At 41.1% G+C, this 25658-nt stretch carries 21 protein-coding genes, 3 tRNA genes and 1 riboswitch; of the genes, 21 read left to right on the top strand and 3 right to left on the bottom strand.

Annotation, left to right across the window (positions count from 1 at the left end):
- Positions 1-80 precede the first annotated feature (80 nt).
- From O0550_RS17410 to O0550_RS17340, 15 genes are all read left to right on the top strand, one after another.
- Positions 81-157: transfer RNA gene (locus O0550_RS17410), tRNA-Arg, on the top strand.
- A 6-nt stretch (positions 158-163) separates the two neighbouring features.
- A tRNA-Pro gene (locus O0550_RS17405) sits at positions 164-240 on the top strand.
- 8 nt (positions 241-248) lie between these two features.
- A tRNA-Gly gene (locus tag O0550_RS17400) sits at positions 249-322 on the top strand.
- Between the two features lie 178 nt (positions 323-500).
- Complete coding sequence (gene rocF / locus O0550_RS17395; RefSeq protein WP_003345994.1) at positions 501-1397, top strand: arginase; 897 nt, start codon at positions 501-503, stop codon at positions 1395-1397.
- 563 nt (positions 1398-1960) lie between these two features.
- Complete coding sequence (gene sigW, locus O0550_RS17390) at positions 1961-2524, top strand: RNA polymerase sigma factor SigW (RefSeq protein ID WP_003333742.1); 564 nt, start codon at positions 1961-1963, stop codon at positions 2522-2524.
- Positions 2525-2544: 20 nt separating this feature from the next.
- Entirely contained in the window at positions 2545-3168 is a 624-nt protein-coding gene (locus O0550_RS17385) for a zf-HC2 domain-containing protein (protein WP_003333741.1), read from the top strand.
- Positions 3169-3279: 111 nt separating this feature from the next.
- Positions 3280-4098 (top strand): diadenylate cyclase CdaA, encoded by an 819-nt coding sequence (gene cdaA / locus O0550_RS17380; protein ID WP_003333740.1) that lies wholly within the window; start codon positions 3280-3282, stop codon positions 4096-4098.
- Positions 4091-5326, top strand: coding sequence for a CdaR family protein (locus O0550_RS17375; protein ID WP_003345990.1), 1236 nt, complete (start codon positions 4091-4093; stop codon positions 5324-5326). The genes cdaA and O0550_RS17375 overlap by 8 nt, the downstream gene beginning before the upstream one ends.
- 45 nt (positions 5327-5371) lie before the next feature.
- A complete protein-coding gene (gene glmM / locus O0550_RS17370; RefSeq protein ID WP_003333737.1) occupies positions 5372-6718 on the top strand; it encodes a phosphoglucosamine mutase in 1347 nt (448 codons plus the stop codon).
- Between the two features lie 558 nt (positions 6719-7276).
- On the top strand, positions 7277-9112 hold the full coding sequence (gene glmS, locus O0550_RS17365) for a glutamine--fructose-6-phosphate transaminase (isomerizing) (protein ID WP_258426930.1): 1836 nt from the start codon (positions 7277-7279) through the stop codon (positions 9110-9112).
- Positions 9113-10062: 950 nt separating this feature from the next.
- Positions 10063-10602, top strand: coding sequence for a hypothetical protein (locus tag O0550_RS17360; protein WP_258426929.1), 540 nt, complete (start codon positions 10063-10065; stop codon positions 10600-10602).
- Between the two features lie 65 nt (positions 10603-10667).
- A complete protein-coding gene (locus tag O0550_RS17355; protein ID WP_163246134.1) occupies positions 10668-11018 on the top strand; it encodes a DUF1878 family protein in 351 nt (116 codons plus the stop codon).
- 615 nt (positions 11019-11633) lie between these two features.
- Complete coding sequence (locus O0550_RS17350) at positions 11634-12260, top strand: C39 family peptidase (protein ID WP_258426928.1); 627 nt, start codon at positions 11634-11636, stop codon at positions 12258-12260.
- A 507-nt stretch (positions 12261-12767) separates the two neighbouring features.
- Positions 12768-13301, top strand: coding sequence for a DoxX family membrane protein (locus tag O0550_RS17345; protein WP_068793500.1), 534 nt, complete (start codon positions 12768-12770; stop codon positions 13299-13301).
- A gap of 152 nt (positions 13302-13453) precedes the next feature.
- On the top strand, positions 13454-17377 hold the full coding sequence (locus O0550_RS17340) for an Ig-like domain-containing protein (RefSeq protein ID WP_258426927.1): 3924 nt from the start codon (positions 13454-13456) through the stop codon (positions 17375-17377).
- A 94-nt stretch (positions 17378-17471) separates the two neighbouring features.
- On the opposite strand, the gene O0550_RS17335 is transcribed toward O0550_RS17340, so the two are convergent.
- Positions 17472-17669 (bottom strand): hypothetical protein, encoded by a 198-nt coding sequence (locus O0550_RS17335; protein WP_258426926.1) that lies wholly within the window; start codon positions 17667-17669, stop codon positions 17472-17474.
- Between the two features lie 114 nt (positions 17670-17783).
- Positions 17784-18644: a LysR family transcriptional regulator gene (locus O0550_RS17330; RefSeq protein ID WP_258426925.1), complete on the bottom strand. Its 861-nt coding sequence runs from the start codon at positions 18642-18644 to the stop codon at positions 17784-17786.
- 99 nt (positions 18645-18743) lie between these two features.
- Here O0550_RS17330 and O0550_RS17325 point away from each other — a divergent pair, with 99 nt between their 5' ends.
- The 4 genes from O0550_RS17325 (at position 18744) to rpmG (ending at position 22190) form a co-directional block, all read left to right on the top strand.
- A complete protein-coding gene (locus O0550_RS17325; RefSeq protein WP_258426924.1) occupies positions 18744-19874 on the top strand; it encodes an MFS transporter in 1131 nt (376 codons plus the stop codon).
- A gap of 144 nt (positions 19875-20018) precedes the next feature.
- Positions 20019-20492 (top strand): Cys-tRNA(Pro) deacylase, encoded by a 474-nt coding sequence (gene ybaK / locus O0550_RS17320; protein WP_258426923.1) that lies wholly within the window; start codon positions 20019-20021, stop codon positions 20490-20492.
- Positions 20493-20792: 300 nt separating this feature from the next.
- Positions 20793-22013, top strand: coding sequence for a GTP-binding protein (locus O0550_RS17315; protein ID WP_258426922.1), 1221 nt, complete (start codon positions 20793-20795; stop codon positions 22011-22013).
- 27 nt (positions 22014-22040) lie between these two features.
- Positions 22041-22190 (top strand): 50S ribosomal protein L33, encoded by a 150-nt coding sequence (gene rpmG, locus O0550_RS17310; RefSeq protein ID WP_258426921.1) that lies wholly within the window; start codon positions 22041-22043, stop codon positions 22188-22190.
- Positions 22191-22354: 164 nt separating this feature from the next.
- Here rpmG and O0550_RS17305 read toward each other — a convergent pair whose 3' ends face one another.
- The gene (locus tag O0550_RS17305; RefSeq protein WP_258426920.1) at positions 22355-23557 is read right to left on the bottom strand and encodes a serine hydrolase domain-containing protein; all 1203 of its coding nucleotides are present in this window, start codon (positions 23555-23557) and stop codon (positions 22355-22357) included.
- Between the two features lie 299 nt (positions 23558-23856).
- Positions 23857-24053: riboswitch (cobalamin riboswitch) on the top strand.
- A gap of 168 nt (positions 24054-24221) precedes the next feature.
- On the opposite strand from O0550_RS17305, the gene O0550_RS17300 reads away from it, so the two are divergent.
- Together O0550_RS17300 and mmgD are read left to right on the top strand one after the other, a co-directional pair.
- The gene (locus O0550_RS17300) at positions 24222-24446 is read left to right on the top strand and encodes a hypothetical protein (protein ID WP_035318787.1); all 225 of its coding nucleotides are present in this window, start codon (positions 24222-24224) and stop codon (positions 24444-24446) included.
- Positions 24443-25555, top strand: a complete 1113-nt coding sequence (gene mmgD, locus O0550_RS17295) for a citrate synthase (protein WP_258426919.1) — start codon at positions 24443-24445, stop codon at positions 25553-25555. The genes O0550_RS17300 and mmgD overlap by 4 nt, the downstream gene beginning before the upstream one ends.
- The last annotated feature ends 103 nt before the right edge of the window (positions 25556-25658 follow it).

Below are 25658 nucleotides of genomic sequence, written 5' to 3'. Positions count from 1 at the left end.
ACGTAGCTCAATTGGTAGAGCGTCGCCTTGCCAAGGCGAAGGTCGCGGGTTCGAGACCCGTCGTCCGCTCCATATATTATGTGCCCTTAGCTCAGCTGGATAGAGCGTTTGACTACGAATCAAAAGGCCGGGAGTTCGAATCTCTCAGGGCACGCCATATTGTCGGGAAGTAGCTCAGCTTGGTAGAGTACTTGGTTTGGGACCAAGGTGTCGCAGGTTCGAATCCTGTCTTCCCGACCATGCATAATGCGGGTGTAGTTCAATGGTAGAACTCCAGCCTTCCAAGCTGGTCGCGTGGGTTCGATTCCCATCACCCGCTCCATAATAGTACAGGAAAAGCAACTCAGATCAACTGAGTTGCTTTTTTGTTTGCTAATGAATTGTTTAATAAATTCATAACTATGCAAAAAAATGTCGAGTTGAGTCATTGCCCTATTTCCGTCTACAATATAGCTTAAGAAGCTAGAAGACTTTGTTTCGCCAAGGAAGGAGTCTCGCATATGAATAAAAAAATATCATTGATTGGTGTACCTCTCGATTTAGGGGCGGATCGTCGCGGTGTAGATATGGGACCTAGCGCTATTAGGTATGCTGGGGTAGTAAAGCGTTTAGAGGGTTTAGGATACTCAGTGAAGGATTTGGGAGATATTCCTGTAATTAGACCTGAAAATTTCGAAGAGACTGACAATCATAAGTATTTACAACAGGTGTTAGAGGCTAATGAAAGACTTGCAACAAAGGTGGCACTAGAAATAGAAAATGGACGTTTTCCTTTAGTTGTAGGAGGAGATCACAGCATAGCGTTAGGAACGCTTGCAGGGGTTGCGCAGACAAAAAAGAATCTTGGTGTGATTTGGTTTGATGCTCATGGGGATATCAATACAGGTCTAACATCTCCCTCTGGGAATATTCATGGTATGCCACTTGCTGCTTCGTTGGGAATTGGGCATGAGGCGCTGGTTAAAATCGGGGGATATAGTCCAAAGATAAAGCCAGAACATGTCGTCATTATTGGAGCTAGAGATTTGGATCTTGGTGAACGTGAATTAATCAAGGAACTTGGTATTAAAGTATACACGATGCACGAAATCGATCGCTTAGGTATGACCCGTGTTATGGAAGAAACCATTGAGTATGTTACACAAGGAACAGACGGAGTTCATCTGAGCTTGGATTTAGATGGTTTAGACCCAATATATGCTCCAGGAGTAGGAACACCGGTTATCGGAGGCATTTCGTATCGAGAAGGGCATTTGGCTATGGAAATTTTAGCTGAAGCGAATGTCTTAACCTCAGCCGAATTTGTAGAAGTAAATCCTATTCTCGATCAACAAAATGCAACAGCTGCTGTGGCGGTTGCATTAATGAGCTCCGTATTTGGAGATAAGCTTTTGTAAGAGTAAGACAGGAGATGGAAAAGTATCTTCCATTCTCCTGTCTTTTGTTTATTTGTTTCATATCTTATATACTTAAAGTAAGCCAATCAATTGTCTTTTCATGATGCCTTTACATTTGGAAAAGGTGGAGGTAGGTTAAAGGGTGAGTTCTGGCACTGGCTTGAAAAACCAACTCATTGTACACGGAGTTCAAAAGTTCGAGAGTGATAGACGGAGCGGTGCTTGTACTGCAAAATCGCTTTTGTATACAAATTTACATGGATAATACGGTACAAGACGTAACAATAATTAAGCGCGCGTTCCTTTTTGAATAATTTTTTGTATCTTACTCTTTCGTTAATAGTATGGAAATAGCACAAAACAGCGTATTTATGTTCTTTTTTATACATGATGATAAAATTCTTTTCATAAAGACTGGTTTCACACAGTTTTAATCAAGAATAAAAGGTAAACTACCTATATAATAAAAAGATAAAAATTCCGCAGAACTTTAACAGTAAAATTTGAAACTAAATCGTCTTTAGTTCGTATTAGAAGACGGGTTACATTCTAGGGAGGATGGCATGGAATTTGTAGAGAGACGCTTGGTAGAACGAGCGAAACGGGATGACCGTGAAGCGTTTGCGGAACTGGTGGAAATGTACAAGGATAAAATCTTTCAGCTAGCTTTCAGAATGGTTGGCAACCGCCAAGAGGCTGAAGATATTGCACAGGAAACCTTTTTGCGCGTTTATGCCAATCTGCATTCCTATGATGAAAATTATCGTTTTTCAACGTGGATATATCGTATTGCCACTAACCTGTGTATTGACCGGGGAAGAAAGAAAAAACCACAATTTTCTTTAGATGAAGAGCAGGGCGGAGATTTAGAAGGGCTAGATTGGTACTCCAGACTAGCCTCCGATGAGAAAACCCCTGAGGAAAAAGTCGTCGTACAAGAATTACAAGAAACGGTGCAGGCCGCACTAACCAAGTTAAATCCTAAGTATCGGTCTATCATGGTGCTGCGTTACATTGAGGATTTATCGTTGCAGGAAATAAGCGATGCCTTGCAATTACCAATTACAACGATTAAAACGAGAATTCATCGTGGGAGAGAAGCACTGCGAAATAAGTTGCGATTTTAATTGAAAGGAGACGTATTCAGATGGATTGCAGAGAAGCGAAGCAGCTTAACCATGTGTTTTTGGATAAAGATATCGATCAACTATCGAATCAACGTCTTCAACAGCACCTGCTAAACTGTGAAGAATGCCGTATACATTTACAACAATTGCAAAAAGTAATTGCCTATGTGGAGAGTGCCTCCCATATTCAAGCACCAAGTGATTTTACTGCACGCGTTATGGCTCAGTTGCCTCCGGTAGCGAAGCGTAAGAGCTTTGGAAACTGGATGAGACGCCACCCATTCGTAACGGCAGCGGCAGTCTTTTTTGTTCTTATGACAGGAAGTTTGTTTACCAGTTGGATTGATCGGGATAACACCCTGCAAATCACATCATCCAATATGGATAAGCTAAAGATAGATAAAGAGCGTAATGTAGTTGTCGTGCCGGCTGGGACTACCTTAACGGGAGACCTGATTGTCCGCAATGGCAGCGTAGAAGTAGAAGGTGAAGTTAAGGGAAATGTCGTAGCTATTGATGGCAGAGTCTTTTTAGCTTCTACGGCTCAGGTGGCAGGAGATACAGAATCCATCGAAATGATTTTCGATTGGGTATGGTATGAAATGAAAAATATCGGAAATGACTTGCTTCCATTGACTCATTAGGGGAAAATAGAAGAAAGAGAAGTAGCACGGCATGAGAAGCCGTGCTTTTTTCCGCAAACAATCCAATCAGAATTCTTGGATAGTATTGGAGTAGGAATGTGAGGCGGCGGTATGGGGTATTTAAACTACGTGAACATATTGCGTGACGGAATAGATATTCTTTTAGTCACGTACTTGATTTATAAACTAATCATGCTGGTCCGCGGAACTCGTGCTGTACAACTTTTGCGAGGAATTATGGTAGTTATCGTTACCTGGTTACTCAGCAAGTACTTTGATTTCCGTACCCTGCACTGGTTGATGTCCCAAGCTTTTACGTTTGGAGTATTAGCGGTTGTCATTATTTTTCAGCCTGAGCTGCGTCGTGCATTGGAGCAAATTGGACGAGGTAAATTATTCTCCCGATCTTACTCGAATGATGATGAAGACAGCGTACAACGAATGGTTCAGGAAGTCGGCAAGGCTGTGACTTATATGGCTAAGCGCCGTATTGGAGCTCTCATCGTAGTGGAGCGAGATACAGGGCTAAATGATTACGTGGAGACAGGAATCGCCATAAATGGTCGAGTCACGTCAGAGTTGTTAATCAATATCTTTATCCCGAATACTCCTCTGCATGATGGAGCTGTCATTTTGCGTAAGGATACGGTGTTAGCAGCAGCTTGTTATCTGCCGTTATCTGAGAATCCTTCCATTTCTAAAGAGCTTGGAACAAGACACCGAGCCGCTATTGGAATGAGTGAAGTCTCCGATGGTGTTACCATTATTGTGTCGGAGGAAACAGGTAACGTCTCGATAACGACCAACGGAGAAATAACGCGGAACTTGACCGAAGAGCTATTAGCGCAAAAAATGCTGAGCAGACTCTCTCCACAAGCGAAGAGTAAATCCATGGCAAGTCGTTGGCAATGGGGGCGAAAAAATGGATAGATGGTTAAACAGTCATTGGTTTGTCCGCGGAATTGCCCTACTTTTGGCCATTATGTTGTGGATGATCGTAAACTTAGAGCCAGAGCAAGGCAATTCCAGTGAAGCAGTACAGCCAACTCGAATTATCGAGAGTGCAAAGGTCAAAGCTTATTATGACGCCGATAATTTTGAGATTACGAACAAATTACAATCGGTTAAAGTAGCAGTGGAGAGTAACAATCCTTTTCTAAAATATAATATTTTTGACAACTACGAGGTATTTATAGACGCTAGAGGTTTAGCAAGTGGAGTGCATCGTTTGCAGGTACAGTCGCGCGGATTTCCCGATGGGTCAAAAGTGACCATTACACCGGATTATATTGATGTTACATTAGAGGAAAAACAAACCGTTGAAATGGACGTCCAGGTCGAGAAAATTGGCAAGGCAGCGGATGGGTATGAGTTAAAACAGCCTATCGTAAAACCATTCCGCGTACTGGTTACTGTTCCAGCGAGTCAGGTTAAGAAGATTGGCGTAGTAAAAGCTGCTGTCAATGTAGATGGAGCGACAGATACTGTTTCTAGTAATGCCCAATTAAAAGTGTATGACAAGCAAGGAAATCTGATGACGGGCGCAGAAATCTCACCGCTAGTAGCTGAAGTAAGTATACCGGTGACAAGTCCGTCCAAAATGGTGCCGCTCAAATTAAACTTGACGAATGAGCTGCCAGATGGATATAGTTTGGCTAGTATCACCATGAACACGCAAGAGGTGACGGTATACGGACCAAATGAAGTGATTAAGCCTATGGATATCTACTCGGGTCCATCAATTGATTTAAAAAATATTACTTCAGATCGGGTACTTCAACTAAAAATGCCGTTGGCGCCAAAAGTGGTAAAAGTTGACCCAGATACGTTAGATGTCACACTGAAAATAGTGCCATCTGAAACCAAAAAATTGGAGAACGTGCCATTAAGGGTAACTGGACTCGCTGAAGATTTGGTTGCCAAAGTCGTAACAGCGGATGGACAGGAATTAAGCACAGCAAGCTTTGATGTGATCGGTGCTCCTAACATCCTAAAAGACCTCACGGCAAATGACATTCAAATTGTAGCAGATGTAAGCTCGCTGCCTGTAGGTGTGCATGAGATCCCGCTGGTTTACAATAACAATTTACCAGATTATCTCAAGATAGCATCGAATGCACTTCATCAGGTCACGGTAGAAATCACAAAAAAACAGTAGGAACATAGCCTATTACGTGTACTAGGAAAGAAATGAGGGACAAGGATGGGGAAGTATTTCGGAACAGACGGCGTACGTGGGGTTGCTAATACGCAACTTACACCTGAATTGGCTTTTAAGATCGGTCGAGATGGTGGATACGTACTGACAAGACACAAAGAAGAAGGTAAACCAAAGGTAGTTATTGGTCGCGATACGCGTATCTCTGGTCAAATGCTGGAGAGTGCTCTAATCGCAGGTCTTCTCTCTGTAGGTGCAGAAGTAGTTCGTTTGGGAGTAATTTCTACGTCTGGCGTAGCGTATCTGACCAAGGCTTTAGGGGCAGATGCAGGTGTCATGATTTCTGCTTCACATAATCCATTTGAGGATAATGGAATCAAGTTCTTTGGTAACGATGGCTTTAAGCTGTCAGATGAAGACGAAAATGAGATTGAAAAATATCTGGATACTCCAGAGGATACGTTACCGCGCCCTACAGGGGACAAAATCGGGACTGTAATCGATTATCTGGAAGGTAGCCAGAAATACCTGTCTCATCTCAAAAGTTCTGTAAATGAGCGTTTTGAGGACATGAAAATCGTTTTGGATTGCGCTAATGGAGCGGTCTCTTCCTTGGCAGCCAGATTATTTGCAGATGTAGAGGCAGATGTAATTACGATTGGTGCAAGCCCGAATGGTATCAACATCAATGATCAATGCGGATCAACACATCCAGAACGCTTACAGGAAGAGGTTGTGAAGCATAAGGCTGTATTGGGGCTTTCCTTTGATGGAGATGCAGATCGTTGTATAGCTGTCGATGAGAACGGTGAGCTGGTGGATGGCGATTATTTAATGGCTATCTGTGCGCGTGCTCTTAAGCATAAGGGCAAACTAAACAACAATACCGTAGTAACGACCGTAATGGCTAACCTTGGCTTCTTTAAAGCAATGGAGGAACAAGGCATTAATAGTACACGCACAGCTGTAGGCGATCGTTATGTAATGGAAGAAATGGTTCGTGGAGGCTATAACCTAGGTGGAGAGCAATCTGGGCATATTATTTTCCTGGATTACAATACTACCGGGGATGGCTTATTAACAGGTCTGCAACTGCTTAACATCATCAAGGAAACAGGCAAACCATTGTCTGAGCTAAAACAGATGATGACGAAATTCCCGCAGCTATTAGTAAATGTGCGTGTGGAGGATAAGACAAAGCTAAATGGCAACGTAGCTATTGAGCAAGCGATTAAAGAGGTAGAGGAAAGTCTACAGGGCAATGGTCGCGTGTTGGTTCGTCCATCAGGCACAGAGCCAATCGTTCGCGTCATGGCAGAAGGGCCAGATGCTGATGAACTAGAGGTTATGGTTCAAAAAATCGTAGAGGTTGTTAAAAAGGAATTAGCATAAAAGTAATGGTAGAAAAAAGGAGCGGCTTACGTCAGCTCCTTTTTTTATGTGCTTTTGAACCCTGACAAGGGGAGCGTTTCCGCTACATTTTTTGAGTAACACATTCATACCTACACCTACATAACATAAAGTGTGGGGAAATCTTAGCCATTTATCATTAATTTATGAGGGTCATAGCGGAAAAGAGATATTGTCCCCCGCACAAAGCTGTGCTAAAGTAAGAAAGGATTTGATTATCAGAAAAAGGAGGGGAGAGAGGATTTTCATTTTCAAGATCACAGATATCTTTTAAAAGCGCCAGCACTGTGGCTGCCCGACATGGAGCACAGTGGACGAGGTGGAGGTTTATCGAAATGTTCGGCGGATGCCTCCCGGTCATGTATCAGGACCGTAAGCTCAGTTACAAAACATAGGGGCAACTTTATGGACAAAATCTGAGTATGATATGTTCACAATTACCTTATAGATAAAAATTTGCAAAGGAATGACGGGGGTACACCCCGTTAGCAAATTCAGTTGGGTCGTACCCCTGTCCACTAGAGAGGGGTTTCTATTACTATGTGCGGAATCGTTGGATATATTGGAAGTAAACAGGCGCAGGATATCGTTATTGGAGGTCTGCGTAAGCTGGAATATCGTGGGTATGACTCTGCAGGTGTAGCAGTAATGACGGAGCAAGGTTTGGATCATGCAAAATCCAAGGGACGGATTGCTACGTTAGAAGAGCGTCTAAGAGACAGACCGCTAGCGGGAATGGCTGGAATTGGCCATACTCGTTGGGCAACACACGGAAAGCCTTCCGATGAAAATTCTCATCCTCATTTAGACAAAACGCATAAATTTGCAGTTGTTCATAATGGGATTATTGAAAATTACCTGACTATCAAGGAAGAATTGATAGCAAAAGGATATGAGTTCCTGTCTGAAACAGATACAGAGGTTATCGCTCATCTATTGTCCGACCTATATAATGGCGATATCGTAGCTACAGTGCGCAAGGCTATACAAAAAATGCGCGGTGCCTATGCACTTGGTATCATGACAGAGCACGAACCAGATAAATTAATTGCGGTACGTTTAGCAAGTCCACTCATCGTGGGTATTGGTGAAGGGGAAGCGTTTATTGGCTCTGACATCCCGGCTATTTTGGAGCATACGCGTGATATGTACATTTTAAATGAAGGTGAAATGGCTGTTTTAACTCGCGATAACATCCAGTTGACAGTGGCAGAGACAGGCGAGCCTGTGGAGCGTGACATTTTCCATGTGGATTGGGACTTGGTGCAAGCGGAGAAGGACGGCTATGACTCCTTTATGTTAAAAGAGATTCATGAGCAGCCAAAAGCAATGCGAGATACAATTGGCTCCCGTATTGATTTGGAAACCAAGCGTGTGCTACTTCCTGAGATGAAAATGACTCCAGAAGAGCTAGCTGCTTTTGACAGAATGTATATCGTAGCATGCGGTACTTCGATGCATGCTGGATTAATCGGGAAAGAAGTCATTGAGAAGCTGACACGCGTTCCTGTCGAGGTAGCGATCGCTTCAGAATTTAGATATCGTGACCCGATCTTCACAGATAAGACGTTAGTGGTTGTCATCAGTCAATCAGGGGAAACAGCAGATACACTCGCAGCTCTGCGTGAAGCGAAGAAACAAGGCGTTAAAGTAATGGCAGTCAGCAACGTAGTAGGAAGCTCAGTAGCTCGTGAAGCAGATGAAGTTATCTACACTTGGGCAGGCCCAGAGGTAGCGGTTGCTTCTACAAAAGCTTATACATGCCAAAGCTTGGCTCTGTATCTGTTTGCGCTTTATCTTGCACAGGTAAAAGGCACACAGACAGATGCACAAATCGCTGAGATTGTCGATCATCTATTAGAAATTCCAACTCAAACAGCTAACATTCTAGAAATGGAAGAGGGCCTACGCAAGGTAGCTACTTCTGTAACAAAGGATGTTCAAAACCTGTTCTTCATCGGACGAGGTCTCGACTATGCTGTGACGCTGGAAGGCTCCCTGAAGCTAAAAGAGATTTCTTACATTCATTCCGAAGCTTACGCAGCGGGTGAATTAAAACACGGTACCCTAGCTCTCATTGAAGAGAATGTGCCTGTGATCGCATTGGCTACCCAGCCAGACCTATTTGACAAGACGGTTTCCAACATCGTTGAAGTCAAAGCCCGCGGCGCCTACACGCTAGGTCTCGCATTTGAAGGAGATACAGAATTGGAGAAAACAGTGGATGAAGTGGTATATGTGCCACGCACACTGCCGATCCTGTCTCCTGTATTAACTGTCATTCCATTGCAATTGCTTGCTTACTTTGCGTCTACAGCTCGTGGCTTGGATGTGGATAAACCACGGAACTTGGCTAAGAGTGTGACGGTGGAGTAGGGTTTGGATTTGTTTTTATGCATGGAAATTAGCAACAGACAATAAGCTAGTTCCTAAAAATAAAGATGGTACCTAAAATTATTAGCCTGACTCCGCTTTATTGGCAGAGTCAGGTTCTTTTTTGTCTAGGTTTTTTTTGAAAATTGAAAGTGAAAGCACTTCGCTTCCTTTCGTAGATAAGCTTTAGTATAGTTTCTGTTTCTTAGATAATTTGTCTACTCTTAATTTTTTGATTAATTCCTTCGAATATACTTTCGATCGAGATTTCCAAGCATCAGTTGCCTATTATACAATCACTCTATCTAGCACTGTAAAAAATAATTTAGGAACTCTTGAAATTGTAGATAGTGGAAAATAAAACAAAATACGTATAAAATAGTTACATTCTGTTAGAATGTAACTATTTTTTTGAGAGGAGAGAACCCAATGTCAGGATTCGGCGTTTCTGGTTTAATAATTCTTGGTGTCATTCTGATTGTCATTATAGGAATAATAGTTGCAAATAGGAAAAATAAAAAACGATAACACCTGTTATCCACTACATTATTAATTTTTTCTAGCATCCTTTTCTAAAGTCATATCGCACATGGACATTATAAAAGAAGCTAACCTTATAACAGAGGTTTAGCTTCTTTTAGCGTTTTCTTCTATTCCTCGGTTCCTGTCTACTTACAACCCTTACCGATCAGCCAGCTCCTAAGATATAGCCTGTTCCTTTAATACCAAACAAATTGTTTCCTTACTTAGCTAGTCCACTTTCTCTCCAAACTGATTCATTAAAAAATAGTTGTCTCACATGTGATAGTTGTACGACGGAAACCATTTTACAATGAATGAGCCGTGTTCAGCTATTCATTGAAGATAATTAGAATAATAAATATTCCTAATAATGTAAAACGATTATATTTTTGGTAAAATACACTTATACAAAGGGAAAGAGGATAAAAACAATGAAAAAAATAAGAAATGTATATTCCGTTCCTGTTGCGTTATTCATTACAGCTGTAGTAGTCACTGGTGCTAACGCCCATCCAAGTGCTTCTACCGTTTCACAAGAAGTTTCTACTAATGTTAATTCTGATCATATTACCAAGCCAAAGGTTTCTAGTGCTGTAGCAAGTAAAGGAAATATTGATGGAAACGCAATAGCACCTTACGTTTCAATCGCCAAAGATGAGGACGTCAGTTATAAATCTGGTCAAGGTTCCTTTGTCTTAGATTACTCTTCTCATAATGGCAAATACCCACACCTACGAATACACGTGGAGAATACGGGGAGCAAAAGTTTCCGGCTAGAACTTCTTTCTGAGGACGGTACAGAAATTTGGGGTATCGAGCCTGTGAAAGCTGATGAAGTAGCTGAGTATGTGGTTCCAAAAACAAATAAATATTACGGCGAGGGCGAGTATAGACTTAGAATTGCTGGAACAAAAGGGAGTGCTGTAAAGGCAAGGGTAAATGTACGCTCTTTAACACCTAACGATATATAAAAAGGATTGCATCAGCATTGTAGTTGAAGTTTTGTTATAAAGACTCTTAAAGAGGGATAAAGCAAATGACTAAAGAGACTTTGGAACAAAGGGTAGAAAGGTTAGAGTTTTATCTAAACTTGATGAGGGAGTTTGCAGTAGACCCAGAAACGTTTGCCTTGTGGGATTATGTTATTTCAGAAGGGTTAAATGAGAACCAGACCAATCAGATTTTAGATGTACTAAGAGAGCATCATGGTCATGTAAAATCCGCTGTAGAGGCTGGTGCTTCCATTCCCGATTTAGAAGACTTATGTACCAAAATGATTCCACTTCTTCACGTTGAAGGGAGGACCACCAATAAGGAAAAGGTAATGCAGGTTTTAAGAAGAGCTAGTAAATTACCTATTTTTCCTTATTTAAAAAAACATCTTTAGATTATAAAAAGTAAACCAAACGTCTGAACCTAAAATCGGACGTTTGTGCTTTTATTATCATGATTTATTCCTTTCAAATTAGGATAGGGAACTGTAGCCCCTTTATTTTTGAATATAAAAAGCGCCTCTCTCAGATGAGAAAGACGTTTTACATTTCTGCTTGTTCAGCTATATATTCTACAGAGGAACTTCATATATCTATTTTTTTCAAGGAGTGGTTGAGAAGATGATCATATTCATAGTTGAGTATATGTTGAAGATATTTTTAATAAGCTTTGGCGTTTATTTTTTGCTGAATATTCTTCAGATTCTTCGACAAAGGAATTTCATTAAACAAAAGGGAAATGATGAGCTTGTAAAAGTACTAAAAGAACTTTCTAATGCGTTAGAAAAAAAGAATAATCCCTTAGAGTAATGAAAGAAATTTTTAAAAATAATTGATTACCCTTTTGGATGAATGGTTACCTTTAGTCTCAACAACAGCATTTTAATTCAGTAAAAATAAAATTACATAATAAAAATAAAGTGCCCATTAAAAATACAGTTGCTTCCGAAGCCCTCCCTATGAAATAAATATAGTAATAGAAACAGCTTCAACAGAAAGCAGGGATGAACATGAAGGCAGTACCTTACTATTCACAATGGGAGTCGCGTCAGTTAGTTTCGGATTTTTTATCCGGCAAATTACATCCTGCTGACGATCCCTTATGGCACTTGTCTGGTGGAATTGATCGGGATAAATATGCACGGTGGAGCTTCCATATTTGCGGGATGGCTTGTTTAAAAATGCTACTTGCCGATTGGCACGATCGAATTATTCCAACGCTTGAACTGATGAAGCAGTGCCGGGATTATGGTGGCTATGTGGTTCAGGAGGATGGGAGTATTAAAGGCTTGTTCTACCGTCCGTTTGTGTCTTTTATAGCCGAAAAATATGGGCTCCAAGCTGAGGTGAAGGAGCATACTCCCATTGAAGAGATTTATGATCTACTTGACCAGGGCTATGTGTACATGGCTTCCGTCCACCCTACGATTCGGACGCCAGAGGTGACGCCGCCCAACCAAGGGGGACATCTGGTGTATGTGTTCGGAAGAGATGCTAAGCGTCGGGAGCTCATCTTCCACAATCCGTCTGGAAACACAGTTGCTAGTCAGGAAAATGTGCATCTTAGCTGTGAAGGATTTGCTCGCTTTTATGCCAAGCGAGGGATTTTGATTAAAGACCCCAGACCTGTTGTGTGATACTCCACTACTAAACACAAGTGTATTGGTGCATTGTTAGGAGAAAATTATTCGTAATTGGTAAGAAGTATAAAAGACTTCCGTTTTTTATTATGACGCAAGCTCAAAATATCAATTTTTATCCTTAATTTGTTGATGACAAGTCGAGTGGAAAACAGGAAATTCATCCTGTATAGCCTCGACTTTTTTGTTGCATATAAATACAAATGAAAGACTAAATATTAAATTTTTCAGGGATTTGGAAGCATGTATTTTAGATAAGTAATCCTCCCTTTATAAAACGGCTAGTGAACAAAAAATAACATGCCCATTCTCCAGAGTAATTACTTCGTTATCTATATATCGCTTTAGAAAATATAATCCCCGCTTTGTTTTTTTAGCCTAGTATATTCCAAAAATATTGCAAAAGAGGCCTCATTTAGCAAGGAAAACAAGCCTTGACAATTATGACCAAAATAATGATAATAATAATCGTTTTCAATTAAAAGAAGTGAGGAGTCTTACTGAATGAATTTATCCCATTCTTTCAAGCAGTACATTTTTCCCTTTCTTGTTGTGCTAATGCGAATGGCCTTTGGAGGAGGGTGGTTGTTAGCTGGGGTGACCAAGATTACTGATAAGGGCTGGTTTCGGGAGCCGAGTGTCTTTTTACAGGACTATTTAGAAACGGCGCTAACGAAACCGAATGTGCCCGAGTTTTACAAGGAGTTTATCAAGCACTTATGTATTCCTTATGTTGATTTTTATAATTATGTGATTCCGGTTGTTCAGATTGTCATTGGCATTCTGTTGATTGTTGGTTTGTGTACGCTGCCAAGCATTCTTATTTGTTTATTTATGCATATCAATTTCATTTTGTCAGGTAACATGAATCTACTTAGTCTCGTTCTTTATACCAGTGCTTTTGGTTTATTGCTCAGCGGTTCGTACACCTATTTGTTTAGTCTAGACCAATTGTTTCAACGCGTGCCTGCTTTTGCGCAGAAGAAGATATCAAAATCTGATCGTATGACTGTAAATAATAGATCATTGGTGAACTGATACATATTGGTAAGGTAAGTGCTATGTAAAGTTTCATTTCTAAAAAGGGATTGACAGATTTTAAAAAATATTGAATAATTTGTTTGAAATTCATTGATAATAATTATCATTATCATGGTTATTTGTTGAGATTAAACAGGGGAGTAAACAAAATGATACAGAAAAAGGCGATTTTTCATGTTCTAGTTTCTACGAGTCTTTTGACGTCTTTAGGGTTACCGTCTTATGTGTCTGCGGCAGTAGAGAAGAATCTGATACAAGACGGACAAGAAGCGAAACAAATGACCGTAGAGGATAAAAAGGATGGTTCTAAATTAGGGACAAAAAGTGAAAGTATAACAAGCGGCTCGGGTACTCAAGGTGAAGAAATTTTAGATACAGTAACCAGCCAGGTACCTAAGACTGAAAAAGAATCAGGTGTGGACAGCTCAACAGTTCAGTCTGAAGAAAGTGAAAGTCAGATCGACCTCGACGGAACTCAGAATGAAGAAGGACTAGGTCCCGTGCCCACTCCAACATCTCAACCAATTCCAGAAGAAACAGATCAAAATCCAAAGGCAACCATGATCGAGATCGAAGCGGTAGAAGACATTCCAGAATCGACTTTCCCGAATCGGACACCTGCATATCATTTTAGTTTACCAAGCAATGTCACGGTTCAATTAAGCAACGGTAAAAAAGTAGAATTATACGTTCGTTGGAATTATGACCAGTACAATCCTGACGAGGTGAATAGTCAAACATTCACGGCTGTGGGAACGTTACGTGAAACTTCTTGGAGCTCAGCACTTCCAGAAGGCATAACGAACACCAAGAATATGAAAGCGACAGCGAAAATTACAGTGTCTGCAGCAAAGCAGATCAAGAGTGTGAATCCGTTAGCTGATATTCTCGAAAAAGAAAATGGCACAAGCTTTTATCAGTTGGGTTTGCCAAATAGCGTAGATGTGGTCTTAGATGATAGCACGACCCAATCGGTTGATGTTTCTTGGGAACATGGAGATTATGACGAAAACAATCCGAGTGCCCATACGGTTCAATTCTTAGGTAATTTGGGGAGTCGATCTGGTTTGCCTGCGGGAATTGCTAATAGCAATGCTGTTAAGGCCAAAATAAATGTTACCTTCAAAGATGCACGTACAATCACTAAGCTTGAGCCTGTAGCAATCAATAATGTTTTGAATGGTACAAAAAAAACAGAAGCAGCACTAGGCTTGCCTGAACAAATAGAAGTCGAATTGAGTGACGGTAGCAAGGCTCAGGTGCCAATCGAATGGAATGTAGATGGCAGTACGTATGACCCTAGCAATACAGCGGAGCAGACTTTTACCGTGGCTGGTACAGTAAAAAATATTCCGGCTGGTTTACAAAATCCAAATGGAGTACAAGCGGAGGCGAGAGTAAAAGTTAATGCTGCCGTTCAGGTTACAAAGATTGATCCTGTACAGGTGGCACAAGTACCTAACGGCATTAGCAAAACAGCACTTGCGTTTTATCTGCCGCAGCAAGTAAATGTGACGTTAAGTAACGGGAAAAAGGAAAAAGTGGATGTCACATGGGAGCTAACGGCTTCAAATTATGACCCAGCCAATGAACAACAACAAGCAGTGGAGGTTAAGGGCACACTAGTTCACTTACCAGCCGGTGTTGCTCAACCTAGTGAAAAGGTAATTGCTAATCTCTCAGTTAACGCAATGCGTTATGTGCAGTCGTTGAATCCGATAGCAGACATTACCGGAATCGTTAGCGGTACGAATGCTTCACTAGAAGCGCTACACCTGCCAAAGCAAGTAACAGTCGTATTATCTGATGGTACTAGCATTAAGGCAGATGTGCAGTGGGATTTACATCACATTAGCTATGAAAAAGGTAATGCTAAGGAACAGGCATTTACGATAACGGGAACGTTGATCAATCTTCCTGATGGAGTAAAAGGTAACGGTGTCAAGGCACAAGTTAACGTTAAGGTTGATGCGAAGATTGAACCGACGGTAAATGTGGGAGTTACGATGAGTGATGTAGCTGTCGAGAGGCAAGGACGAGATACGACCGAGGTGCTTGGTGAATATTTCTTACCTTTGTCTGGAGATGTCACAGGCTCGAATGGACAACCCATCAATGGACCTGGAACGGCTCTTTTGGTGTTACAAATGTACATCAATAATGAGGAAGTAAATACAGTTGACTACTTAGGACGCAAATTAGCATTAAACCACAAGCTATATGTGGGCTGGAAGAATAAAGATGTGCTGGCCGAAATAGAAAATGTGCTGAAAGCAGCTCTATTCCATCATCCTGAGGGCAGAAATTATGAAGTTATCACTTCCGCGTCACCAGCGGGAATTATCATGAAGCAAAAGCCAGGAACAGGCAACAGCGCTAATGTCATTCTTAATGTGGTAGATAATGGAAATGGCTCAGCGGTTGAAGGGCTGACATGGGGCGAGCTGGAGACGAGAACGGAAGGAACCTTTGGATTTGTTGGACAAAAGGCTAAGTTAAGCACTCAAATAAATACAGGTGCAGATACAGCGGGAAATCTTGTTGTCCATATTGCTGATGGCAAAATCAATAAGCAAATTGCTTTTCCGGTAGAGGCAAATGATGATACCGCGGTTGTTGCCCAGAAGGTAGCAAATCACCTAGCAGCAGATTACGGAATAGCATATGCCTATAAGGTAAACGCTCAAGGAAGCAAGATTACATTCGATGCCCTTCAAGAAGGTGCAAAAGAATTAAAGATAGCGGTAAAAACGGTTACTGACAAAGAAAAAGAAAGCAAGCCGGATGTAGATGTAGGTACAGATGGCGAGGCGAAAGATAAAGAGCCGGAGAAAGATAAAGATAAAGAGCCGGAGAAAGATAGAGATAAAGAGCCAGAGAAAGACAGAGATAGGGAACCGGAGAAAGACAGAGATAAAGAGCCAGAGAAAGACAGAGATAGGGAACCGGAGAAAGACAGAGATAAAGAGCCAGAGAAAGACAGAGATAAAGAGCCAGAGAAAGACAGAGATAAAGAGCCAGAGAAAGACAGAGATAAAGAGCCAGAGAAAGACAGAGATAAAGAGCCAGAGAAAGACAGAGATAGGGAACCGGAGAAAGACAGAGATAAAGAGCCGGAGAAAGATAGAGATAAGGAACCGGAGAAAGACAGAGATAAAGAGCCGGAGAAAGATAGAGATAAGGAACCGGAGAAAGACAGAGATAGGGAACCGGAGAAAGATAGAGATAAAGAGCCGGAGAAAGACAGAGATAAGGAACCGGGGAAAGATAGAGATAAGGAACCGGAGAGGGATAAAGAGAAGGAACCAGAGAAAGAGACGGATAAGGTTAAAGATAGAGACAAGGACAGAGATAGAGATAGAGATAGAGACAGGGACAAAGAGAGAGACAAAGATACGGATCAAAACAAAAACACGGCAACACCAGCAACAACAACGCCAACAGCAACCTCAACAACAAACAACCAAGGAACCCAAAATCCTGCTAAAGTCGAAAAAGAAGGCAGTTCGACAACAAGAACGTTTGATGATTTAAAAAACCATAAGTGGGCGCAAAACTCAATCGAGCTGTTGAATTCTAAGGGAATCATTTTAGGAACCTCTAATCACACATTTACTCCAAAAGCGGCCATGAAGGGCGGAGATTTTGCTCTCATCGTGATGAGAATGTTTGATCTGAAGCCAGATGTGGCAGGAAATACCCCTAATGTCCCACAAAATAGCTATTATTCTGGGGCAATAACAAGCTTGAAGGATCAAGGAATCATTCAGGGCTTCGAGGGTGAACAGTTCAATCCAGACACGCCTATTACAAGACAAGATCTAATGGTTATCTTGTATCAGGCCATGATTAAGTCCGGTATGGAGCTGAAAAAGGGTGAAGCGGCTGAGCTAAATCGTTTTGCCGATTCTAATCAAGTAAAAAATAACGCGAAGGAAGCTATCAGTGCATTAGTGGCAGAAGGGATTGTAAAAGGAGACGGTAAAAACCTCAATCCAACTGCTCCTGCTTCAAGAGCGGAAATTGCAGTACTGCTTGAACAAGTAGTACATAAAATGCCTGAGAAGAAATAATCAAATGGTACAGTACTAAAAATAGGGCCACTCTAAGGACGTCCAGCGGATGCCTTACGAGTGGCATTTTTATTTAGGAAACGGCTTAGTTGATCTATGGTAAAATCCATAGGAATTCAGTACCACGTTTGTAATTCATACATGCAGCGGGTTTGAACAGTAATACCTTTCGCAGATGGTGTGGCTGTTTGTCAATCAGAATTAGGAGAAGGGTGTAAGAATTGACTTCTGCAAAGGCCTTCCGAATGGCTTTGATGTCATTAATACCAGCATAACCTTCACCAACAACCATACAAGTTACTTCCTACATGCAAATCCTCTCCACGTTTCGGTTTGCACATATAACGATCAAGCAACCAATTTTGTGACAAACGATAGGAAGAGAGGGGAAATCAGGATAGACATATTACGCATGCTGTAACTGATTACATAGACAAAAGGCATTACCAATAGGTGTTACTTCTTTAAAAGCCAAGTAGATTTGACGATATTTCTTTTGCTTTACCTTCCTTATTTCAATATTCTTATGCGATTTGAAAAATAGCTCAGGCCCCATCGTAATCCCGATACCTTGAGAGACCATGTTGACGATCGTTTCACAATGGAGAACCTCTAAAATGACATGGGGACGTACCTGATGAGCGGTTAAATTTTCTAAAACTAATGTCTGATAAGGGCCTTTTGGCATGATAAAGTCCATACCAGCTATTTCTTTAATATCGACGACTTTGTGCTGACAAAGGGTGTGGTTTTTAGGCAAACCCAAGACTAATTCATCTTTTTTTACGGGTATCACGTTCAAACGGTGATTGATAGGAGCATCAACAATAAAGCCAATATCTACGGTTCCGTTTACAATCCACTCCATGATTTCCCCATATGTGCCCTCAAATAAAATGACTTTTACACCAGGATAGGTCTTTTTTAAATTGGCCAGCATGGCGGGTAAGATCTGTGATGCCGCGCTTGTAAAGGCCCCTATTTTTAGAGTGCCTTCGAGTTGATTATTTTGAATCGATAATTTCTGCTTAATAATAGCCTCGCTCTTGAGAATCTGCTGTATATGCGGCAGGATTCGATCAGCAAATGCAGTCCGGCTAATTTCTGCTTGCTTATTTCGGTGTAGCAAAGGATAGCCAAACTCTTTTTCTAAACTCGCAATAGCATGGCTGACTGCTGATTGAGTCATGTTAAGCTGTTCAGCAGCTCGTGTAAAATTCCCTAGCTCAACAACCTTTTGTAATACCTCATATCTAGCTATCGTCATAAGTTATCCTCATACCTTCTATGCATATTATTAATTTCACTAATATGACTATACCCGATAGGATAAGAATTGGACATCAAAGAAAAAGGGTGATTACCATTGAGAAGGATATATTTATTGCTGTTGGGTATGTTCGCACTAGGTGTGGATGCTTATGTTATGGCTGGAATTTTACCTAGTATCGCTGAAGACTTTCGTGTATCTATTGGGGTCGCAGGACAAACTGTTAGCGTATTTACCTTATGCTATGCGATGGCAGCTCCTGTATTTGCAACCTTCATGAGCAAAACAAATGCGAAATATACATTAGTAACGGCTTTATCAATATTCACACTTGCTAATTTTATTACTGCGGTTACGCATCAGTTTATCCTTTTATTGATTTCAAGAGGACTAGCGGGGATAGGGGCAGGGCTATACTCGCCATTAGCCTCATCAGCATCCGTTTCCTTAGTTGAGGAAAAGCAAAGGGGGAGGGCGTTAAGTACAATCTTGCTAGGCATGAGTGCGGGAACGGTAATAGGCGTCCCTTTGGGGATTTATATTTCCGCTATCTTTGAATGGCGGATGACTATGTGGTTTATTGTATGGATTGGTGTAGTAGGAATCGTAGCTGTATGGTGGAGGTTCCCAGAGGTACAATCAAATAGTTTGCCGACACTCAGAGAACGAGTGCGTATGTTTAAAAATAAAGATATAAAGCTTGTTATGATGATAACGGTGCTCCTTAGCTTTTGCAGTTTAGGCTTATATACGTACCTAGATCTTATTATGAGGGCATATGGATTTGAGCAATCGATTGTGTTTATTTGGATGTGGGGGATCGGTGGCATTGCTGGGAGCTTTATCATTGGTTATCTTATGGATTTTTATAAGAAACCCAGAGTTATATTAATGTACTTATTAATCGTGATGCTAGTATCTTTTATCATAATGGGCAGCATTCATTCCCTGTCAGCCATACTTGCTATCGTCTTGATGCTGTGGGGGGCTAGTGGCTGGGCGGCCTTAGCAACCCAGCAAAAAACACTAGTAGAAATCAGTCCTGAGCATGCTACTATTTCCATTGCCCTGTTAAGCTCTATTAATTATCTTGCTGGTTCCATTGGGACCATGACAAATGGAATATTGCTAGAACAAGGAATGACCCCGGTGATGTTACCTTACCTTACAGGTGGTATTTTAGTGATTGCGATGGGATTACAATGGGTTTTGATAGCAAGAAAATGATAGATAGAAATCGGATAGGGGACAAACAGTAGGGCTATTGACTACTTTTTACAAAGAGACCTATTAACTAAAGAGGCAAATCGAATAAAAGAAATTCTTACATGCGTTATAATAAGGGTAACCCTTATAAGGAAGTGTAATGATATGAGCAATAAAACAAATGCTTGTCGTTTGCTAGATAAACATAAGGTTCCCTATACGGTGCATGAGTACGAATGGGATGAGGAGCATTTAAACGCGAAACACGTAGCTCAGCAGGTTGATTTACAAGTAGAGCAGGTTTTTAAAACTCTGGTACTTCGTGGTGATAAGACCGGGGTTATCATGGCTTGTATTCCTGCCCATAAGGAGCTTCACTTAAAATTACTGGCTGCCGTTAGTAAGAATAAGAAGGCAGAAATGGTGCCAATGAAAGAGATACTAGAGTTAACGGGATACATACGGGGCGGGTGTTCACCTCTAGGCACCAAAAAAAATTACCCACTATTTATTGACGAGTCAGCTCTCAGTCTCCAGCTAATTAGTATTAGTGCTGGTAAAAGGGGTTTGCAGATCTTTCTTAATCCCGTTGATTTGATTAAGGTAAGTAAAGCTACTTCTGCGAGCCTAACTATGTAGAGAGATTCTGTCTTATCTGTTGAATAACGATATCGAAATGTAGCTCTATTCTTTGGAAGCCTGTAACAGCAAAAAACTTGTTGTTACAGGCTTTTTTTCGTTAGTCTGGAAGTCTTTTGCTTTACGCGATTGGCTAGTTTTTATAACAAATCTATCATTTGTAAATCGTAATGATTATTATTTGTATTGACTTGTTGCTGTGAGTGCAGTAGTATATTGGTTAAATCGTAATCGTTACGATTTAATTCTAGCATGCTATCTATTATCTTCTATACCTGTACGAAAGAAGGGTACTTACATATGGGTGAAAAGCGAGTTCCAGTTACTGTATTAAGCGGATATCTTGGAGCGGGTAAGACTTCTATTTTGAATCATGTTTTACACAATCGAGAGGGCCTTCGTGTAGCGGTCATTGTAAACGATCTAAGCGAGGTGAATATCGATTCCAATCTGATAAGGAATGGCGGTGGGATTTCTAGAATAGACGAGAAGGTTGTGGAGCTGTCGAACGGTTGTATTTGCTGTACGCTACGTGAGGATTTATTAGTGGAAGTCGAACGGCTAGTCAATGAGGATCGCTATGATTACATCCTGATTGAATCCACCGGAATAGGAGAGCCGTTGCCAGTAGCGCAAACCTTCACGTATGTAGACGAAGAAATGGGGATAGATCTTTCGCGTATATGCAGGCTGGATACAATGGTGACGGTAGTGGACGCGAACCGTTTTTGGCATGATTTTTCCTCAGGAGAAAGCTTATTGGAGCGCGGCCATGCAGTGGATGAAACAGACACGCGTGAAATCGTCGAATTGCTAATTGACCAAATTGAGTTTTGTGATGTTTTAATCGTAAATAAATGTGACATGGTTAAAGAACAGGATGTACAGCATTTGGAGCAAATTCTTCGTAAGCTTCAGCCAACGGCAAAATTCATTCGAAGCTCCTATGGCAAGGTCGATCCTAAAGAAATTCTTCATACAGGGCTGTTCGATTTTGAAAAAGCAAGCCAATCGGCTGGATGGTTACAAGAATTACAAAAGCCAAACCATACGCCAGAGACGGAAGAATACGGAATCTCCTCTTTTGTCTATCGCCGAAGAATTCCGTTTCACCCTGAGAGATTATATAAAAGGCTTCAGGATTGGCCTGAAGATGTAGTGAGAGCAAAGGGCTTCCTATGGGTTGCTACCCGTAATGACATAGCTTTGACGATTAGTCAGGCAGGTCCATCGATTCAATTGGAGTCAGCGGGCCATTGGGTGTCGGCTTTACCCGAAGAAGAGAAGCAGCAGATACTGGCGGAAGACCCTGAATGGGCTGAAGAATGGGACCCTCAATTCGGAGATCGTATCAATGAGCTTGTATGTATTGGATTTAATCTGGATCAAGGCAATATCATCCGGTCTTTAGATGCTTGCCTTTTAACAAATGAAGAGCTGCATGCAGACTGGAATACGTTGAAAGATCCATTGCCAACAAGTGATGTTATTGTCGAGACGCTTAGTAGCCAGGATGAATAAATAGAAATGATCAGGAGGATTTAACCAATGAGAGTAACAGTTACCCTGCAATGCACAGAATCTGGAGATCGTACCTACATTACAACAAAAAATAAAAGAAATAACCCCGATCGCCTAGAGCTAAAGAAATATTCCCCTCGTCTAAAAAAATATACTCTTCATCGTGAAACGAAATAGCTGTAGATAAGACAAAGACACTCTTTTCGCATATAAGAGAAAAGAGTGTCTTACTCATAGTGGGGGATATATCTTCAACCACATTTGCTAATAACTAGAGATTGGGTAGCAAAGCAACCAGCTAGCTGAGAATCGTGCCGTCAGTATGAGGAAGCAAATGAAGTTTATTTACTAAAATGATTCGCGATCGATTGAAACACAGAAAAATTTTCATCATGATAATCAGCTCTACCGTAATCAGGGTCAGCGCTGGTTTTGACGATTACTACGTTGGCCTTTGGATTAACATAGATGAATTGTCCATAGACTCCAATAGCGCTGTAGGAACCATCTGCGGGATCAGCCTCCCACCATTGGTATTGGTAGCCTAACACTCCCTTAGGGTCGTGATTAGGCTGAGGCTTTTCTATCTGTGTGGACTCTTGCACCCACTTTTTTGAAATGATTTGTTTTCCGTTCCAAACTCCTTCATGAAGATATAAGCTTCCAAACTTAGCATAATCCCTAATGGTTGCGTTTAGACCCATAAAGGATAGCTCTGTGCCAAGGCGATCGGTACTCCAGTAAGCATTAGATTCCATTCCAAGAGGCCCCCAAATTTTCTCCTGTAAATATTGGGACGGAGGATTGCTTGTAACCTTACTGATCAGCATGCCGAGAACCTGTGTATCAATGCTGATATAATGCTGAAAGGTTCCGGATGGCCGCTGAGATTGTAGCCCCAGTGCATAATCATTAATCGATTTATCGAATAGAAATGTCTTATACATCATCATGTTTATATCTGAGAAGGTGGCGTCATAGTCTTCATCAAAGCTAACTCCAGAAGCCATTCGCAGAATATCCTTAATCGGTACACCATCGTAGCCGCTGCCCTTCAATTCTGGGACATAGTTGGTGATCGGATCATTTACATTTTTAATGAATCCTTCATCAAGAGCGATACCAACAAGTGCAGAGATAAATGACTTAGCCACTGACCAAGAAGTAAACCTTGTTTGTTCATTTATACCATTTTGATAGAATTCCTTCACGATCTTATCATCCTTGAGCACTAGTAATCCATTCGTCTTTGTTCGTTGCAAAAAGTCTTCAATAGCTAATGTTTGATCTTTGTATGTATAAGTTTGGGGCAACTCTTTTTGTAATGTATCAAAATGGAAAACAGGCTGCGATGCTTCTATAGCGCGACTTGGAAAAATATTGTCCATGCTCTGAAAATTATAGCTAAGCTTATCCTTATTCAGCACGTGAATAATGTTCCAATTCCGAATTACTGCCCATATGAGGAGAAGTAATATAGCAGCAACAACGATACTTATGCTATACCACCATATTTTCTTTTTCGATAGTTGTTTACTCTTCAAGAAATACCCTCCTTTATTTACCTAATTATGGTATTTCATTTGATTATAAGATAGCGGGATATTCTTGTTCAATATATTGGGTTTTTATCCTGTTTTTAGAATATGAGGACTTATGATTTTACATTCATTCGTTTATTGCTAAACAGAACATGAAGCGGCTATTGGTTATTTTTTGTTTAGAGAGTGTATATACATGTACAAGAAGTTCAACATGATAATATCAAAGCAATAAAGTCACTACAGATATAAAATTAATAATTGTAATTTTTTAGACTATTTGTTATGTTTAAGCTGAAAATCAAATAGGTGTAGAAACAGGTGCAGATAACCTTCGTTATTTGCTTAAAAGGGAAGTTCGGTTAGAATCCGACGCTGTCCCGCAACTGTAAATGAGAGCTATTCGAAAAAATGCCACTGTTTTCATTCAAATGAAAATGGGAAGGTTCGAATCGCGATGATCATGAGCCAGGAGACCTGCCTGTTTTAGCACACACATCAGTTCCTACGAGGATAGGAGGTGTTACGTGCGAGCGATGAAACATGTGGTATTTTAAGATTTTTACATGTTTATTTGAGTTTTTCGCTTTCGCCCATTAACAACAACTTTCTTTTAGGAAGTTGTTTTTTTGCGTGTTGCGCTGCTTTGAAGTCTAGGAGGGATTTTTTGTTTGGGACAGTAGGATATTTCAGAAATTATTTCAACACAGCAATCATGAACAATCTAAGTTTAGAAAGTCCTAATTCGCTAGAAGTCATTTATGGTCTATTAGGGAATGAAATCAAGCGACAAGACGTTACAGAGGAAGTCAAAACAGATTACTATCGCAACCTTGAAAAAGCCTACAAGCTAACCAAAGAACAGTTATTTGGAATGGAGGAAGAAGAATGAACGAGCTTGAAAAATTTTCTCCTGGGCTAGACGGTGTGGTGGCTACAGAAACAAGCATTTCCTACCTTGATACCATACAAGAGGAAATCGTGATTCGGGGTTACGATCTGATTGAGCTTTCTAAATCCGTTAGCTATGTCGATATTATTCATCTTTTACTGGAGGGACGGCTTCCCGATCAGGCAGAGAAAAACTCTTTGGAAACAAGCATGCTAGAGCGAGATGAATTGCCTAGTGCGGTGTTTGAGGTTTTAAAGCTGTTGCCTGAGCAGACACACGCTATGGATGGCCTGCGAACAGGAATTTCCGTTCTGGGAGGGTATGATCATCGAATTGACGATCGCTCCATGCTTGTTAATAAGGAGCGGGCTTATCGGTTATTAGGTCAAGTTCCTAGCATAGTGGCTAATAGTTATCGGATTCTGACCAAAAAGGAGCCATTCCATCCAGACAAAAATGTACCGTATAGTGCTAACTTTTTCTATATGGTCACCGGGAGAAAGCCATCGCCGATTGAGGAAAAAATATTTGATCTGTCTTTGCTTTTGTACAGCGAGCATGAGATGCCGAATTCCACGTTTACAGCAAGGGTCATCGCTTCTACGCAATCGGATTTGTACGGAGCTTTGACGGGGGCGGTTGCTTCCTTGAAGGGTAGTCTTCATGGGGGAGCAAATGAGGCTGTTATGCACTTATTGCTAGAGGCAGGGACAATTTCCAAGTTCGAGGAGATGTTACGTACCAAGCTGTCCAACAAAGAAAAGATAATGGGATTTGGTCACCGGGTCTATATGAAAAAAATGGACCCGAGAGCGACAATGATGAAAGGAGCCTTACAGCAGCTATGTCATATAAAAGGGGACGATCTTTTATACCACATGTGTGAATCCGGTGAGAGGATTATGGAGAGGGAAAAGGGACTTTACCCGAATTTGGACTACTATGCAGCGCCTGTGTATTGGATGCTTGGGATTCCTATTCCATTGTATACACCTATCTTTTTCGCTGCGAGAACAGCAGGAATTTGCGCACATGTTCTTGAACAGCACGCACAAAATCGTCTATTCCGGCCACGTGTAAAATATGTAGGCGAGCGGCATGTTTTTTGAGGTAGGATTGGGAATTTTATGTGAAGCCAGCAACGCCTACATGATGTTCTGACCAACATCACGTACCATGATAAATAATTTTAAATAGAAAGGGAAGGATACT

The sequence above is a fragment of the Brevibacillus halotolerans genome (assembly GCF_026891775.1).
Taxonomy (GTDB): domain Bacteria; phylum Bacillota; class Bacilli; order Brevibacillales; family Brevibacillaceae; genus Brevibacillus_B; species Brevibacillus_B halotolerans.
Note: the sequence above shows the minus strand (reverse complement) of the source record. Positions and strands in the feature narration are given on the sequence as shown.